Source organism: Caballeronia sp. KNU42 (assembly GCF_053760385.1).
In genome coordinates, this window is record NZ_JBSNBT010000003.1 from 127,760 (window position 1) to 143,776 (window position 16,017).

The 16,017-nt window shown below is 58.5% G+C and carries 11 protein-coding genes and 1 pseudogene; 9 read left to right on the forward strand and 3 right to left on the reverse strand.

The window, feature by feature from the left end; translation table 11 throughout:
- Positions 1–479: 479 nt before the first annotated feature.
- The 6 genes and pseudogenes from ACSOSP_RS40825 to ACSOSP_RS40850 all read left to right on the forward strand — a co-directional run.
- Positions 480–728 carry a hypothetical protein gene (locus ACSOSP_RS40825; RefSeq protein ID WP_455315627.1) on the forward strand — a complete coding sequence of 83 codons (249 nt, stop codon included), beginning with the start codon at positions 480–482 and terminating at the stop codon, positions 726–728.
- Positions 729–1,272: 544 nt separating this feature from the next.
- Entirely contained in the window at positions 1,273–2,532 is a 1,260-nt protein-coding gene (locus ACSOSP_RS40830; RefSeq protein ID WP_455315644.1) for an MFS transporter, read from the forward strand.
- 77 nt (positions 2,533–2,609) lie between these two features.
- On the forward strand, positions 2,610–5,816 hold the full coding sequence (locus tag ACSOSP_RS40835) for an efflux RND transporter permease subunit (RefSeq protein WP_455315628.1): 3,207 nt from the start codon (positions 2,610–2,612) through the stop codon (positions 5,814–5,816).
- Positions 5,806–6,984 (forward strand): efflux RND transporter periplasmic adaptor subunit, encoded by a 1,179-nt coding sequence (locus ACSOSP_RS40840; protein WP_455315629.1) that lies wholly within the window; start codon positions 5,806–5,808, stop codon positions 6,982–6,984. The genes ACSOSP_RS40835 and ACSOSP_RS40840 overlap by 11 nt, the downstream gene beginning before the upstream one ends.
- A complete protein-coding gene (locus ACSOSP_RS40845; RefSeq protein WP_455315630.1) occupies positions 6,977–8,407 on the forward strand; it encodes an efflux transporter outer membrane subunit in 1,431 nt (476 codons plus the stop codon). The genes ACSOSP_RS40840 and ACSOSP_RS40845 overlap by 8 nt, the downstream gene beginning before the upstream one ends.
- Before the next feature lie 112 nt (positions 8,408–8,519).
- Positions 8,520–8,917, forward strand: a pseudogene (locus ACSOSP_RS40850) (porin); the annotation flags it as partial.
- 263 nt (positions 8,918–9,180) lie between these two features.
- Here ACSOSP_RS40850 and ACSOSP_RS40855 read toward each other — a convergent pair.
- The 3 genes from ACSOSP_RS40855 to ACSOSP_RS40865 form a co-directional block, all read right to left on the reverse strand.
- On the reverse strand, positions 9,181–10,668 hold the full coding sequence (locus ACSOSP_RS40855; RefSeq protein WP_455315631.1) for a CoA-acylating methylmalonate-semialdehyde dehydrogenase: 1,488 nt from the start codon (positions 10,666–10,668) through the stop codon (positions 9,181–9,183).
- 670 nt (positions 10,669–11,338) lie between these two features.
- Entirely contained in the window at positions 11,339–12,100 is a 762-nt protein-coding gene (locus tag ACSOSP_RS40860; RefSeq protein ID WP_455315632.1) for a hypothetical protein, read from the reverse strand.
- A gap of 203 nt (positions 12,101–12,303) precedes the next feature.
- Positions 12,304–12,546 carry a hypothetical protein gene (locus ACSOSP_RS40865; protein WP_455315633.1) on the reverse strand — a complete coding sequence of 81 codons (243 nt, stop codon included), beginning with the start codon at positions 12,544–12,546 and terminating at the stop codon, positions 12,304–12,306.
- A gap of 1,190 nt (positions 12,547–13,736) precedes the next feature.
- On the opposite strand from ACSOSP_RS40865, the gene ACSOSP_RS40870 reads away from it, so the two are divergent.
- The 3 genes from ACSOSP_RS40870 to ACSOSP_RS40880 all read left to right on the forward strand — a co-directional run bounded on the left by ACSOSP_RS40870 (position 13,737) and on the right by ACSOSP_RS40880 (position 15,737).
- A complete protein-coding gene (locus ACSOSP_RS40870; protein ID WP_455315634.1) occupies positions 13,737–14,249 on the forward strand; it encodes a carbonic anhydrase in 513 nt (170 codons plus the stop codon).
- Positions 14,250–14,290: 41 nt separating this feature from the next.
- Positions 14,291–14,455: a hypothetical protein gene (locus ACSOSP_RS40875; RefSeq protein ID WP_455315635.1), complete on the forward strand. Its 165-nt coding sequence runs from the start codon at positions 14,291–14,293 to the stop codon at positions 14,453–14,455.
- Positions 14,456–14,720: 265 nt separating this feature from the next.
- Positions 14,721–15,737 (forward strand): IS110 family transposase, encoded by a 1,017-nt coding sequence (locus ACSOSP_RS40880; protein ID WP_455315636.1) that lies wholly within the window; start codon positions 14,721–14,723, stop codon positions 15,735–15,737.
- The last annotated feature ends 280 nt before the right edge of the window (positions 15,738–16,017 follow it).

A 16,017-nucleotide genomic window follows, 5' to 3' on the forward strand; every position in this document is an offset into this window, starting at 1 on the left:
GGATGTCGATGCTAGTGGACCGCTCGCGTCATGCAGCCGGGGACGCATCTGGATGCGCTGCATCTGCCATACCTTGGTATGGGTCTCCCAACCGAAGAGCGGCTGCGCGGCATCTCATGGATGTATGGTCTGCCGACACTATTCGAAGTAGGCTTCTTTACGGATGCTCAAACTATTTTTTCGGTGAGGGCCGCAACCGTCTCAACCGAGCAAGGACATCCATTTCGAGAGTGCCCCCGGAGATGCCCCTTCAGGCGTTCGTCTCAACGAACGGAGACCGACAATGAAGATTTTGATAGTTTTGACTTCGCACAACGTGCTTGGAGACACCGGCAAACCGATCTACCTGAATAGCGGATAACCCATGCAGTTGCATCTCAAACTGGCGCCTGGTATAGCAATTTTCTTGCTGTTTCGCCCTGATTCCACTCAGGGAAAAATCTTCTAGTTTTTATCGGCGGAAAGATTTCGAGGAGAAAATGAAGGGTGACCAGGACGTGGCCTTTTGCGACCGGAATTGCAATGTGATCGCACCGTTTGTCGCGGCACCCGGCAACGGTAATAAATCGCCGGTGCTGCATGAAGCGCTACCGCTGGTTACGTGCATCGCCCGCGAGATTGGCATGAACCTGCAAGGTACCGGCCTTTCGAGGTCCAACGAGAATATTTTAATCAGCGCATGTCTGTTCTACGTCAGGCGCATCCGGGTATTGACGAGGATACGTTGATCGATCTAACAAGCCGGTGGGTCGCGCCACCAGAGGTGGGCGGGCAGACGGTCTTGCCAATCAGGCCTATACGCATCACCTTATGGCTGACGCATGGTTGACTGAACGGAACAATTGAGTTGCCACGGGTCACGATGATTTCGTGTCGAATCTCGTCCAGAATGGGATCCATCCCCGATCATGACCGAAACGTCTGGGACGCGGTTGGTTGATGTCGCATCGGGGGACGCTTGAGCGTGCGGATTTGACGTTCGCAAGCCGGTCCGCGGAAGCGGTTCTCGAAGAATTCACCGCCTGTTTTGTACTTCGCTTTCTGGCGTTGGATGCTCTGTAACCGGACAAGCGGTCCGGCAAGAATTTTGCAAGTCTGGCGAAGAAGTGCGCCACTGTTGCCCTTGTGTCGAGGGTATCGCAGTTACATGTTTTGGAATCCTGATCATAGTTTATTTTCGTTCTTCACCTGAAATGTGCAACTGAATGCGCGATTGCTACATGTCGATGCAAATACCAAAGAGATCGAAACAAGGAGAATCCCGTGAGCGGAATGGCCAGTCCACCCGTTAGTTCACCTGCGCCTGCGGTAGCCTCGCGCGGCAAGATCGTCATGATGGCGGTCATCGCCGGCGCGGTGATCACCAACATCTATTGCACCCAGCCGATTCTGCCGTTGATCAAAGCGGGCTTTGGGGTCGACCTGACCACCGTCGATCTTGTCGCCGCCGCGGCGCTGCTCGGCTTCTCGACCGGGCTTGCATTGCTCCTACCGCTAGGCGACCGCTTCGACCGGCGCAAGCTCGTGCTCGGTCAGATCGCATTCGCCTGCGTTTTCGCCATCGCGGCGGCGATCTCGCCCCGCATCTGGGCGTTGATCGCGGCCTCCTTTGGTCTTGGCATCGTCAGTTGCGTGCCACAGCAACTCGTGCCCTTCGCAGCCGTCATGTCGCCGCCGCACCAGCGAGGGCGCTCGGTCGGCACGGTCGTCAGTGGGATTATGGTCGGAATCCTAATCGGCCGCACCATCGCCGGCGTAGTCGGCGCGGCTTATGGCTGGCGCGCGGTCTACGGTATGGAAGCGGCGTTCATGGTGCCTGTCTGGATCGCTGCCGCTACGCTCCTGCCGCAGGGTGTGCCCTCCACGGATCTTCCCTACGGCCGGCTGCTCGCTTCGCTCTGGCCACTGGCGCGGGACCATCGTCCGATTCGTGAGTCGATGATTATCCAGGCGCTGTTGTGGGCCTGTTTCAACGCCTTCTGGGTCAATCTGGCGGCGCTCCTTGCCAGCGGACCCTGGCAACTTGGCAGCGCGTGGGCAGGCGGATTCGGCATCATCGGCGCGGCCGGCGCGTTTGCGGCTTCACTCGGCGGCCATATCTCCGACCGGCGCGGAGCCCGCCATGTCGTTGGGCTTAGTATCGGCACCGTGACGCTTGCTTACCTGCTTCTCGCCGGCGCGAACTCGTCGATGACTTTGCTGGTAATCGGCGTCATCGTGCTCGATATCGGCGTGCAGGCCGGGTTGGTATCCAACCAGACTCGCGCCTTCGCAGTCGATCATAAAGCGCAGGGCCGCATCAACAGCCTTTACATGACTGCCACCTTCTTCGGCGGCGCCGTCGGTGCGACGGTCAGCGGCTGGCTGATGAGCCGCTTTGGCTGGACGGGCATCGTCGTCTTTGGTGTCGCGCTCGGGCTGGCCGCCGCTGCCATCCACTGGGTCGCTGCTCCTGGCAGCACAGGGGGCTCGCATACTCCGCATCCCGACGCGCCGATCAAGGCGGGTAGGATCTCGTCGAACCCAGATTGAGGTAAGCCATAAAAAATCCGGTGGCCGGAGGGTGCCGTAGGTTGGTTTGCTGCCGGCTTTGACATAGTGGGATTCCCATGCTCGGCATCGTGCGCATTGCGCTGCAACGGCCTTATACATTCGTTGTACTGGCGATCTTTATTTTTATCGTCGGCTGTCTGTCTGCGCTTCGTGCGCCCACGGATATCTTTCCCGCGATCAACATCCCGGTTGTCAGTGTCGTGTGGCAGTACACGGGACTTTCACCCGACCAGATGGAGGGGCGCATCATGGCGCCGTTCCAGCGGGTGTTGACCACGACGGTCAACAGCGTCGAACACATAGAAGGCACCTCTCTTAACGGCTACGGTGTCGTCAAGATTTTCTTCCAGCCGGGCACCGACATCGCGACGGCCAATGCGCAGGTCACCTCGATCTCGCAGGAAATCCTGAAACAGTTGCCGCCTGGGGAGACGCCGCCGTTCGTCCTCAATTACAACGCCTCGACGGTTCCTGTAATCCAACTCGCCCTGTCTGGAAAGGGCCTTACCGAGCAAAATCTGGCGGATTTGGGCCTGAATCAGCTACGGCCGATGTTGACCTCGGTAGCCGGCGCCGCCATCCCGTTTCCATTCGGCGGTAAGACCCGGCAGGTTCAGATCAACGTCAAACCGTCTGAACTTCAGGCTCGGGGACTGTCTGCCGAGGACGTTCAGAGCGCCCTGGCGGCACAGAATCTCATCACACCGGTAGGTACCGAAAAGATCGGCAAGACCGAGTACACGCTACAGTTGAATGACGCACCGTCGACGATCGCCGAGATTAGCGACATGCCCGTCAAATCGGCCAATGGAACCACCGTTTATATGCGCGACGTCGCCGATGTGATCGACGGTGCTCCTCCTCAACCGAACATTGTTCACGTGGAAGGGAAACGTTCGGTATTGCTAACCGTGTTCAAGAATGGCTCGGCATCCACCTTGTCCATCATCGCCGGAATCAGGCAAAAGGCGGCCGATGCAAAAGCCTCTTTGCCAGATAACCTTCAGATCGATCCGATCGGTGACCAGTCGCTATTCGTTCGCTCGGCCATTACGGGCGTCGCCCGCGAGGGCGTGATTGCGGCGCTGCTGACGAGCGCCATGATCCTGCTGTTCCTTGGCAGCTGGCGCTCGACCGTCATCATCGCGACGTCCATTCCACTCGCCATTCTTGGGTCGATTTCGCTGCTGTCCGCCCTGGGAGAGACGCTGAACATAATGACGCTCGGCGGACTCGCGCTCGCGGTGGGGATTCTCGTCGACGATGCCACCGTGACCATTGAGAACATCAACTGGCACCTGGAGCAGGGCAAGGCGGTCGAGCCTGCCATTCTCGATGGCGCCGCACAGATCGTCACGCCCGCGTTCGTTTCGTTGCTTTGCATCTGCATCGTTTTTGTGCCGATGTTTTTCCTGGGTGGCGTGGCAGGATTCCTGTTCGTACCAATGGCGGAAGCGGTGATCTTTGCGATGATCTCGTCGTTCATCTTGTCGCGCACGCTCGTGCCCACGATGGCCAAATACCTGCTGAAGCCCCATGACGTGCAGGGCGATGCAGAAGACCACGAACAAGAGCCGCGCGTTTCTTCCAACCCGCTGGTGCGGTTTCAGCGCGGATTCGAGCGGGGTTTCGAGCGCGTTCGTTCGAACTACAGCGGGATACTCGAGCTGCTGTTGACCCATCGTCGTGTCTTTGTCATCGGGTTCTTCGGCTTCGTTGCGCTTTCGTTCGCGCTGGTGCCGTTTCTCGGGCGCAACTTTTTCCCGGATGTCGACGCCGGCCAGATTCTGTTGCACGTGCGGGCGCCGGTCGGCACGCGTATCGAGGCCACGGCTGAGATCTTCGCGGAAGTGGAAAACCGCGTGCGCGCGACGATTCCGCGAGCCGAGCTTGGCACCGTCGTTGACAACATGGGGCTTTCAACCAGCTCCATTAATACCGCCTACAACAACACGGGAACGATTGGCCCGCAAGACGGGGATATTCAGATCGCGCTGAAGGAAGGGCATCACCCCACGGCTGGATACGTTCGCAAGTTACGCGAGGAGTTGCCGCGCGAGTTTCCAGGCGTCACGTTCTCGTTCCCGCCTGCGGATATCGTCGGCCAGATCCTGAACTTCGGCTCGCCCGCACCCATTGACCTGCAGATTCGCGGTAAGAATCTGCCGGCCGATTTTGCCTACGCGAACTTGATGCTGCGTCAGATCCGGCATATTCCCGGCGTTGTCGACGCTCGCATCGAGCAATCGCAGGCCAATCCGCAGTTCAATATTGACGTCGACCGGACCCATGCGCAGCTTCAGGGCATCACCGAACGCGATGTCACCAACAGCCTCGTCGTGCACCTGGCGGGATCGGGTCAGATCGCGCCGACCTACTGGCTCAACCCGGCAAATGGCGTTGAATATCCGATTGTCGTGCAGACGCCGCAATACGGTCTTGATTCGCTGCCGTCCCTGATGAATCTGCCCGTCACCGGCGGCTCAGCGGCAAACGCTGGACAGGTCCTCGCCGGCGTGGCGACCGTCCACCGCACCGCCAGCAACGAGGTCGTCAGCGACTACAACGTCCAGCCCATGGTGGAGATCTTCGCCGCGACCCAGGGGCGCGATCTCGGTGCGGTTGCCGCAGGCATCCACGACATCGTTGCCGGCAATGCCAAGGGTTTGCCGAAGAGCGCGAAGGTCGTCCTGCTCGGTCAGGTCCAGACCATGAACAGCGCCTTCGGCGACCTGCTGTTCGGACTGCTCGGCGCGGTCGTGTTGATTTACCTGCTTATCGTTATCAATTTCCAGTCGTGGACCGATCCGCTGGTGATTGTCACCGCCTTGCCCGGCGCGCTGGCCGGCATCGTGTGGACGCTATTCGCAACGCACACCACATTGTCGGTACCCGCCCTGACGGGCGCCATCATGTGCATGGGCGTGGCCACGGCCAATGCCATTCTGGTGGTGAGTTTTTGCCGCGAACGTCTGGCCGAACACGGCGACGCGTTCAAGGCAGCGCTCGAGGCCGGCGCTACACGGTTTCGTCCCGTCCTGATGACGGCGTTGTCAATGATCATTGGCATGGCGCCGATGGCGCTCGCACTCGGCGAGGGCGGCGAGCAGAACGCGCCGCTGGGCCGCGCGGTCATTGGCGGACTGCTGTTCGCGACAACCGCCACGCTGTTCCTCGTGCCGGCCGTCTTTTGCATGTTCCATCCGCGTCGGGGTGGCACGTCGAACGCACCGATTTCCGGAGATTCGATCCATGTCGTATGAACCCACACCGCGTGCGGCGCTGCCGCAACGCCAGCTTTCGGTTGCAGCGATTGTCGGTGGTGTGCTCGCCATCATCATCGTCGTTGGCGGCATCGCACTTCGACTGAAAGACGAGCATCAGCTCAAAGACTGGACGGAAACTCAGGCCATACCGTCGGTGAATGTCGTTGTGCCAGCCAAGGAGGCACCAGGGGGCTTGCTGGCCCTGCCTGGCCGGTTGGAGGCCTTCGAGAGCGCTCCCATCTATGCGCGTGTCAGCGGGTACCTGAAATCGTGGCGTGTCGATATCGGCAGCCAGGTGAAGGCAGGCGAAGAGCTTGCCGTGATCGATACGCCTGAACTCGACCAGCAGTTGAACCAGGCGAAGGCCGACCTTGCAAGCGCGAAAGCCGATGCCGCACTGGCCAAGACGACTGCCGATCGCTGGCAGGGACTTCTGGACTCTGATTCCGTGTCCCGTCAGGAGGTCGACGACCGCACACAAAACTATGTCGCCAAGCAGGCCCGCGTGGCGGCGGCTCAGGCAAACGTCGACAGGCTGGTTGCAACCAAGAGTTTCGCCAAAATCGTCGCACCATTCAACGGCGTGATCACCGCGCGCGACACAGACGTCGGCGCATTGATCAATGCCGGCGGCGGTACCGGGCCGCAACTCTTTTCGGTATCGAGCGTGGATAAGCTGCGTCTCTACGTGCATGTGCCGCAACAAGATGCACCGGTGATGAAATCCGGTGGGACCGGGACCTTCACCGTCCCGGAGTATCCCGGCAAGAGCTTTACGGCTACGGTTGTAGGTCTGGCCGACTCCGTCAACGCGGCATCGGGAACGACGCTCGTCCAGTTGCTGGTCGACAATCCCGGTCATCTCCTGCTGCCGGGCGGCTTCGTGAACCTGCACTTCGCCCTGCCGGCACGTGCCGGTGCGTTGCGCGTGCCGGCCAGCGCGTTGATCTTCGACAACAAAGGGCTCCGGCTAGCGACCGTCGATGGTCGCGACACGATCCGGTTTAAATCGGTTGCGATCCTGCAGGACCTGGGGAACGCGGTAGATATCGGTTCGGGACTGGCCGACAGTGACCGTGTGATCGACGCGCCGCCCGATGGTCTTGTCGAGGGTGACCATGTTCAGGTGATCAGCCCCGGGGCCAAGGTTGCAAAGCATGGCTAAGTATCGGTATTGGACATTGGCCCCGATCGCGAGTGCTGTAGCACTTGCCGCGTGCTCACTCGCGCCGCACTACGAGGTGCCGGACGTGCTCGTCGCGGCGCAGTACCAGTCTCAGGGGCCCTGGACCGCGGCCAGCCCCGGAGATCAGCTTGACCGTGCGGGATGGTGGAAGCTCTATCAGGAGCCCGGACTCGATGACCTCGAGCAACGCCTGATCGCGAATAACCCCGATCTGCGCGCCGCGTATTTTCACTATGTGCAGGCCGAGGCGTATATCAAGCAGGTCAGCTCTCAACTGTATCCTCAGGTATCCACCGCGGGCAATCTCCAGCGTGAGCGCGAATCGGACACGAGGCCGTTGCGCAATGCCACTGGGCCGACTGACTACAACTCGGCCACGCTCGGCGTTGAGGTTGACTACGAAGTCGACCTTTGGGGACGCGTGCGCGATTCCGTTGCTGCGAGCAAGGACGAGGGCCTGGCGTCAAAAGCTGATCTGGCGTCGACGCAGTTGAGCCTCGAAATCGAGCTGGCACGCAGCTACATCGACCTGCGCGGCCTTGATCAGCAAATTCAGCTGATCAAGGGTACTGACGAGGCATATCAGAAGGTGCTCGATCTGACTCGCAGGCGGCATGGCGGTGGAGTTGTGTCTGGCCTCGATGTGGCGCGTGCAACCAACCAGTTGTCGTCGGCTGAGTCCGAGCTCACGCAGGTCCGGGCCAAGCGGGCATTGCTGGAACATGCGATTGCTGTCCTTGTCGGCGCGTCGCCATCGGACCTTCGGATTGAGCCGAGTACCCGTCCAGTTCAATTGCCTGCCATCCCGGTTGGTGTGCCATCAGCATTGCTGCAAAGGCGGCCGGATGTCGCTGCAGCTGAACGCCGCGTAGCAGAGGCAAATGCACGGATTGGCGTTGCACGGGCCGCGTACTTCCCATCACTGACGCTCAGTGCGGCCGGCGGCGTGCAGAGCTCGGTGTTGGGAGATCTGCTCAGCGCCCCCAGTTCCTTCTGGACGATCGGGCCAACGCTTGCGGTGTACCTCTTCGACGGTGGTAAGCGGCAGGCACAGGTGGAGTCCGCGGAGGCCGCAATGTCGGAGGCAGGCGACCGCTACCGAAGCGTGGTGCTGGCGTCATTCAGGCAGGTGGAAGACGACCTCTCGTTGCTCGACGACCTGGGAACCGCGACGGATCAGCAGCAAGATGCCGCAAGCGCAGCTGACACGTCAGTCAACCTATCGCTCGCACTCTATCGGCGCGGTGCCGTCAGCTATCTAGACGTGGTCGAGTCGCAATCCGCTGCGCTCGAATCGGAACGCAGTGTCATCCAGCTTCGAACGCAGCAGTTGGACGCGAATGTAGACCTCATTCGCGCGCTCGGTGGTGGCTGGACCAAGGATGACCTGTCAGGCGGTTGAAATACGGGGTCGAGTGCTCCTTGGTAACGGAAGTCATATCTTGCCGCTGCCGTAAGTCGAGGTCGGCAGGCGGGCGGATTCAACGAGGCGCTTGACGAGCAGGTTGTAGGTACATTTCTATTCGGCCTCGCGCGAGTACTTCGTGGGCGCGAACATACCCGTGCAGAAGTTCAAGATCCAAGCCGCGTACACGCACTACGCGGCGCCCGATTCACCCTCGGGCGTGGCCGACAGCGCCGACTACTACTGGTACGCATAACTGGGTCGTGACGGCGGCGGGCTTCTACGTCCGCGTGGGCGACGGAGGCGACGTCTCGCACGATCCGGGTAGCCACGCGATGCTCTATGCGCGAGGGACCACGTACAACCTGAGCGCGCACGTTTCTGTACGGCACCGTCGCGTACGTGAACAACAGCAAGGCCGGCACGTTCTCGGTGTTCGCGACGCCGCGCGATTCGAGTTCACCGACGAGTCCGATGGCGGGCGAATCGCAGACCGTTCTCATGTGACTGTTTTTTCCTCATTTCCGGCATGCCCGGGCGCGATCGGCCGACTCGATGCCGCGCCGGCGTGCCTGCGCTGCCGGCATCGCGTGACAGGGGCTCAAGCGATTGGCGCACGTAGCCCTCCGTGACCGCACCGACTGTCATTTAATCAAACTCGCCTTCCGGAATCGTTCGATTATCCATGCCGTGTACGTCATCGGATGAAAGAGAAGCGTCGCAACGCTCGGCTCGGCTTACTTGGCCATGGGCATCGCGAATTCCGCACTTTAGGCGATGCTGTCGGGCCAGCGCTGCATGACGCTCTTGTAGTGCGTGTAAAACCGCACGGCTTCCTGGCCGTACGCGTGATGATCGCCGAACAGCGATCGCTTCCAGCCCCCGAACGAGTGCCACGCCGCCGGCACCGGACTCGGTATGTTGATGCCCACCATGCCCACGTGAATCTGCCGGGTGAACGTGCGTGCCGAGCGGCCGTCGGATGTGAAAAGCGTTACGCAGTTCCCCAGTTCGTGCGCGTTGACGAGCGCTATCGCGCTCGCTAAATCAGGCACGCGGACAACTGACAAAACCGGCCCGAAAATCTCTTCCAGATAGATAGTCATATCAGGCTTCACGTCATCAAAAAGCGAGCCGGCGAGAAAGAAGCCCTCTTCGTGCCCCGGGAACGATTGGCCGCGACCATCGACGACGAGCCTGGCGCCTGCCGCAACGCCCGCATCGATATAACCCAACACCTTCATGCGATGCGCGGCGGAGATGAGCGGCCCCATGTCCAGATCGGGCTCCATGCCGCCGCCGATCCTGAGCGAGCGCACGCGCGGCGCGAGACGCTCGACCAGCTCATCGGCAACGTCCCCTACGGCCACCGCGACCGAGGTCGCCATGCAGCGCTCGCCGGCTGAGCCATACGACGAGTTGATCAGCGCATCGACGGCTTGATCGAGATTGGCGTCGGGCAAAACGACCAGATGGTTTTTCGCACTGCCCAATGCCTGCACGCGCTTGCCGCGCTTCGCGGTTTCGCTGTAGATGTATTCAGCCACTGGCGTCGAGGCGACGACAGACATCGCGACCACATCGGGGTGCTCGATCAGCGCATCGACGACGGCCTTGCTGCCATGCACGACGTTGAACACACCTTTGGGAAAGCCGGCCTCGATGAACAGCTCGGCGAGTCGAATGGATGCCGACGGCGTGCGCTCCGACGGCTTGAGAATGAACGTGTTGCCGCACGCGGCCGCCATCACGAACATCCAGCACGGCACCACCATCGGGAAATTGAAGGGCGTGACGCCCGCCGCCACGCCAAGCGGCTGACGCAGATTCCACGCGTCGATGTCGCTGGCGGCCTGATCAGTGAATTCGGTCTTGAGCAGGTTCGGAATGCCGCACGCGAATTCAACGATTTCGATACCGCGCAGCACCTCGCCCTTCGCGTCCGAAAACAGCTTGCCGTGATCGCGCGTAATCAGCTCGGCGAGTTCATCGGTATGCGCGTCGAGCAGTTCCTTGAACTTGAACATTAGACGGGCGCGCGTCAGCGGCGCGGTTTCGCTCCAGGCCCCGAACGCGGCTTTAGCCGCAGCGACGGCGGCGGCAACTTCAGCCGTACTTGCTACCGGAACGCGCGCCGTCACCCGGCCTAGCGCCGGATCGTATACGTCGGCGAACTTCCCGCTCGCGCCAGCGGCGCGTTGACCGTCAATGAAATGACTCAGCTCGCGCACGCGCGCGCCTTGATCTGCTTCGCTCATATGTCCTCCGATGGGGGGATGCGGGCTTTGCCGCGGCGCTGTTTGCGAGTGCCCTCGCCACGCCTCCTCTTGAAGCCTACCCTCGGCACCGCTTGCTGTCGAACGCGACATCACCGGCCTCGTATTGATCCCCCTGTCGGCTACCTAAGCGAATTTCAGTGTCGAATCAGAGAAATCTGTCCGCGGATCAAGGCGCACCGCGTCACCGCATGCCTAAGAAGCTGATGCGGAATCACCCCTAAGGGCTGTTTACTTTTCCTGCTCGGTGTTAACTTCCTGTCTTGTTTTGCCCGACAGGAAACAATGGCTGAAGGGCACATCGACGACGAACTGTGGTCACTCATCGAACCGTTGTTGCCGGCCCATGCACCGCGCGTTTCGCCGATTTCCGGGTCAACCACCGTCCGTTGTGTTCGCTCGCGAAGAAGCCATTCGGGCGCGGCCTGAAACTTGGTGGTTACGACTCCGCCGCAGACCGCACCTCACCTGTTCAAACTTCGTCCAAAGGCCGACGCTCTCTAGTTTCCACCTCCGAGTCTAGCGCTGCCGCCGCAGCCCGCGTGCGGCGAGGCTGCCCCGTCATTGGCGACGCACAGTGAACGCTTGCAGCGCTCAAATTCGATTTGTTTCCGAGGGCAGCCATTGATATTAAAGTCGAGGTTCGACAACTTCAAAGCAGTCCGTGCCATGCCTGTGCCTCCTTTGCGGAAAAAGGCATGCCTACGAAAATGCCCGATGTCGGAAAATCGCTCCGATTTGTGCCAATCCATGCCCTCTCGATGAGGTCGGACAGGGACAATACCCGCTTAATCGTTTCTGACGGATCGAGGTTTGACGATTTCCGCCAATCACCGAAAGCAGCTTCGACCTGAAGAAGCTTGTTCCAACAGGAAAAGGAACAGCGTGTCTCAAAGTACCGCCGCAGTTGCTCGCGCTCAGTTTCGGTTCCGGCACCCCCTTGGGCGACCACGGACAAAAATAACGGGAGAAAAAGATCAAACGGATCAGTTTTTCTTGACCTATCAAGCTCTCTGCGTATTTTTTTGAACGTGTTCGTATCGCTGTCGCGGTAAAAATTCTTTCCGGGTAAGCCGAGGTCGACGTATTGCTCAAACATTTTGTGATGCTGCAGTTCGTTGTCCAATACTTCTAAGTGCGACTTAAGCATCAGACCGTACTTGGGCTTTGAGACAAAAAGAGAAATCTGACGGTAGCCCGCGAGTTTAAGCTTCGCATGCAATAGCTCATGTGCCAAGGCTGAGCCTGGAGTTCCGGTAGGTGACATTCCGATGCGGGTCTGTCCGTTCTGCGTTATTGATGTCCAGCCGTTAATGTCGTTGCTTTCAGTGAAAGTTATCGGGGTTATCGCGGAAACCTCATCGTAGAGGTCTTTGACCGCCGGGATCTTTAATGCAACGTCTTGTAGGTCCATCGTAGTTGATCCTGAGTCTTATCGGAAGCGGTTCGCGGTGCGAGTAGATAAGACAGATCTCTACCCTGCAGTCGAAAGTTGTGCGCAGCGGCAAGATATGCGTCAGGTGCCCGGCGTCGATTTCCTCATGCACCATGGTTTTAGGCAATGCGGCGATGCCAGCCCCATGAGGGCCGCCGGCCTAAGCAAGATTTCGTTCCCGGTCATTGACCACATGGAGACACGCTCACTCGTGTTGCGCTCTCAAGCAGATCGCCAACGTCCACGCCTTTCTTCCGCGAATCCGTGTCCAGCAGCAGAAAGTGTTGGGCCAGCTCCGCGGCGGCCTTGGGAATACCGTGCTGCTCCCGATAGCCGGGCGCTGCGACGAAGATGCGCAGTGACTTCGACAACGTCTGGCATATCACGGAAGACTGCTCGACAAGAAGCGGCGGGAGAATTGTCATGTCGAATCAGCCGTCATGCAGGTTTGCGAACCGCTCTTCAACCGAAAACGATCAAACGGAGACACTATCAAAAATTTCTCACTATCGCTAGTCGTTCGATCGGATGTGCGATGCAACCCATCGTTTAGCCCCGTCATACTTTGGAATAGTCCCAACATGGCGGTCTCATGAGGCGACACCCGGTCAAGCACGCTTGACCGTCTGGTCCTGGTGGTTACAGATCGATCCGCCTAATAATTTTCATTTAGCATTGCTAACGGTAGACTTCGACATCGACAAGAACAGTAGAGTATTCGGCGATTGACGGTCTTGACTATCGAGCCCGTACGTATCAGCTTAGGGCTGACGCATTGCTGACTGAACAGAACAACTGAGTTGCCACGGGCCACGATGATATCGCGTCGAAACTCGTCCAGAATGGAATGCATTCCGACCGCTGCCGAAACCTCTGGGACCAAGTTGGTTGATGCGCCGTCTTGAGACGCTTGAGTGTGCTGATGCGAACCTGGCCCTGCTCAATTTCAGGTTCGTAAACCGGCCCACGAAGGCGGTTCCCGAAGAATAGGCCGCCTATTTTGTACCGCATTTCTGGAGTCGAGTTTTAATCGGGCAAGCCGTCCCACCAAACATTTGCAAGTCCGACTACGTTGTGTGCGGCTGTTGCCCTCGTATCGATTGTGCAATAGCACGCCATCATTATGGAAGACTAGGTGGAAGACGACCTCTCGTTGCTCGGCGATCTGGGTACGGCAACGACTTAGCAGCAAGACGCGGCAAGCGCAGCTGACGCGTCAGTCAACCTATCACTCGCACTCTGTCGGCGCGGTGCGGTCAGCTATCTGGACGTGGTCGAGTCGCAATCCGCTGCGCTCGAATCGGAACTTAGCGTAATCGGGCTTCGAACGCAGCACTTGGACGCGAATGCAGACCTCATTTGGCCGCTCGGTGGTGGCTGAACCAGGGGTGATCTGGAGCCGACCGAAGCGCCGGCGCGAGTTGATATTTTTTTGAATGGAATACTAATTTGAAAAATTGAGAGCTATTTTGATCAGGTAGGGGGCACGGTTACCGATAGCCGAGAGCCAAACTCTCGGCCTCCTTCCGTGCCGTGTGTTCGACGAGTGCCTATAAACCGCGCTTTCATGCAATCGAAAACATCGATCGTGAAGCGCACAGACGGAGAATCCAAAATGAGTCTGATCGATCACGCAATCATTGCAAGTCAAGCAAGCGCAAAGCACCACGATCCATCGCTGGCGGATAAGCCGGCTCCGAAGGTTGCTATCATCACGTGCATGGACCCTCGTATGAATCGACTACTAGAACGTTTCGATATCAAACCCGCCGATGCGGACCTTATTCGGAATGTTGGAACAGTCGTTACCGATGATGTTGTGCGGTCGCTCATGTTTTCGATTCACGTTCTGGGCGTGAAGGAAGTCATGATTGTCGGGCACACGGGATGTGGGAGTGAGATGTTTACGGACGAGTCGTTCGAGAAGCATCTTCACGAACGCACTGGAGTGTTGGCAGTGGATCCCGCAAAGTTCCACTTCTATACCGACGTAAATGAAGCAACGAGGAAGCAGATGTTGAAGCTCCGGTCGCATCCGTGGGTGCCGTCAGAAATCGTAATCCGCGGCTTCGTTCTAAGTCTCGCGACAGGAGAACTGAAAGAAGTTGTCACGGAGGGGGGATTATAGGTCAAGTATCCGATAGCCTGCCAACCTGACGTGAGGGGCGAATGAGCTTGCCGACTCTGAATACCTTACTACCTACCGAAGCCGCCACGCTGATCGACAGGCTCATTCAAACGAGCGAGCTTTCCTCGCAATCCGAAGGCCTGTATGCGGAAAGCACGTCGCTTGGCTCGCCGTGGCCCACGCGGTCGGAGTGGGCCAACAGGTAGCTTGCCGACAGGAAATAGCGCGCTCAAAGTAAAAACCCCGGTTTCGAGTCATCTACCAAAGCGGCACACACTCATTGCACGCCGCGGTGATATAAAAGAGAGAGAGGGGTGCGCGCTTGGAACGTGTACTGCGTAACAAATGGTCCGCCGATTCGACGGATAAGCGCCAAAAGCTGTTGGTTTACTGAGATGGACCCGGCGCCCCTTCGGGGAAGCGCAATGCTACTGAATGTCGTCTTCACCAGACCACATCGGGAGGTTCATCATGGAAATCGAAATTCTCGGCATTGATCTAGCCAAGCACGTTTTTCAACTGCACGGAGCGGATCGTAGCGGACGTGCGGTGCATCGCTCCAAAGTCGCACGTGGAGCTTTGATCGAGACGGTTCACAAGCTTCTTCCTCGAATCGTCTCTATGGAGGCTTGCGGCTCTGCTCATCACTGGGCGCGTCGTTTCATGGCATTGGGCATTGAGGTGCGTTTAATCAGTCCGCAATATGTTTCGCCGTTCGTGAAGACGAACAAGAACGACGGCAACGACGCTGAGGCAATCGTTGAAGCCGCAGGTCGGCCGACGATGCGCTTTGTCAGCATTAAGTCGGTCGAGCAAGAAGATATCCAGGCCGTCCATCGGATGCGTGCCATTTTGGTGCGCCAGCGGACTGCCGTGATCAATCAGGTCAGGGGCCTGCTCGCAGAGCGAGGTCTGATCATTGCGCGTACTCCGCAAGCTTTCAAGCACGCCATCCATGAGGTGTTGAGCAATGAGGGTTCGGAATTGACGGCCTTCTGCCAAGCGCTCCTCGCTGAGATGTTGCAACATCTTCATACACTAGAATCACGAATTCACTGGCTTGAGGTATCAATTAAGAACTTCGTAAAATCATCGGAGCTGTGTCGCAAGATCACTGCTGTCGAGGGCGTTGGTCCCCTTACTGCAACTGCGATCGTGGGTGCAGTCGGTGACGCTAAACAATTTTCTAACGGACGCCACTTGGCTGCTTGGTTAGGATTGGTGCCACGTCAGTATTCATCTGGGAAGGCACGATTACAGGGCATCAGCAAGCGAGGCGACTCCTATTTACGAACGCTATTGATTCACGGCGCGAGAACCGTTTTGCAATACGCTGCGAGTAAAACTGACAAGCGTAGTCGCTGGCTGCAGCAACGAATCGCTCGACGTGGCCACAATTGTGCGGCGGTGGCTCTAGCCAACAAGAATGCACGTGTTATCCAAGTCTTATTGAGCGGGAATGCAGCGTATAGACCGGCTGCCTTCTGAACGCGAGATAGTGAAGCTGTTGTTTGGCCCAGCGCAGGTTTGCGTAGCTCCTAAATGTGATGACGAAATTGGTTGAACCAGCATCCTGAACCCTGCTTTCAGTGCCGGCTGATTAATTTCAAGCCGTTGGTTTGCTCAGGACAGGATGTGCGGATCTCATCGAGGCTGCGGGCGTGCTTCGGCAAATGCCCACAAGCAAGCCGGATACATGCATGCAGACCGTTTCCAATCACAGCATAGAGCTTGCAAAGCGCGTCGGGTCCATACATGCACTGAATCC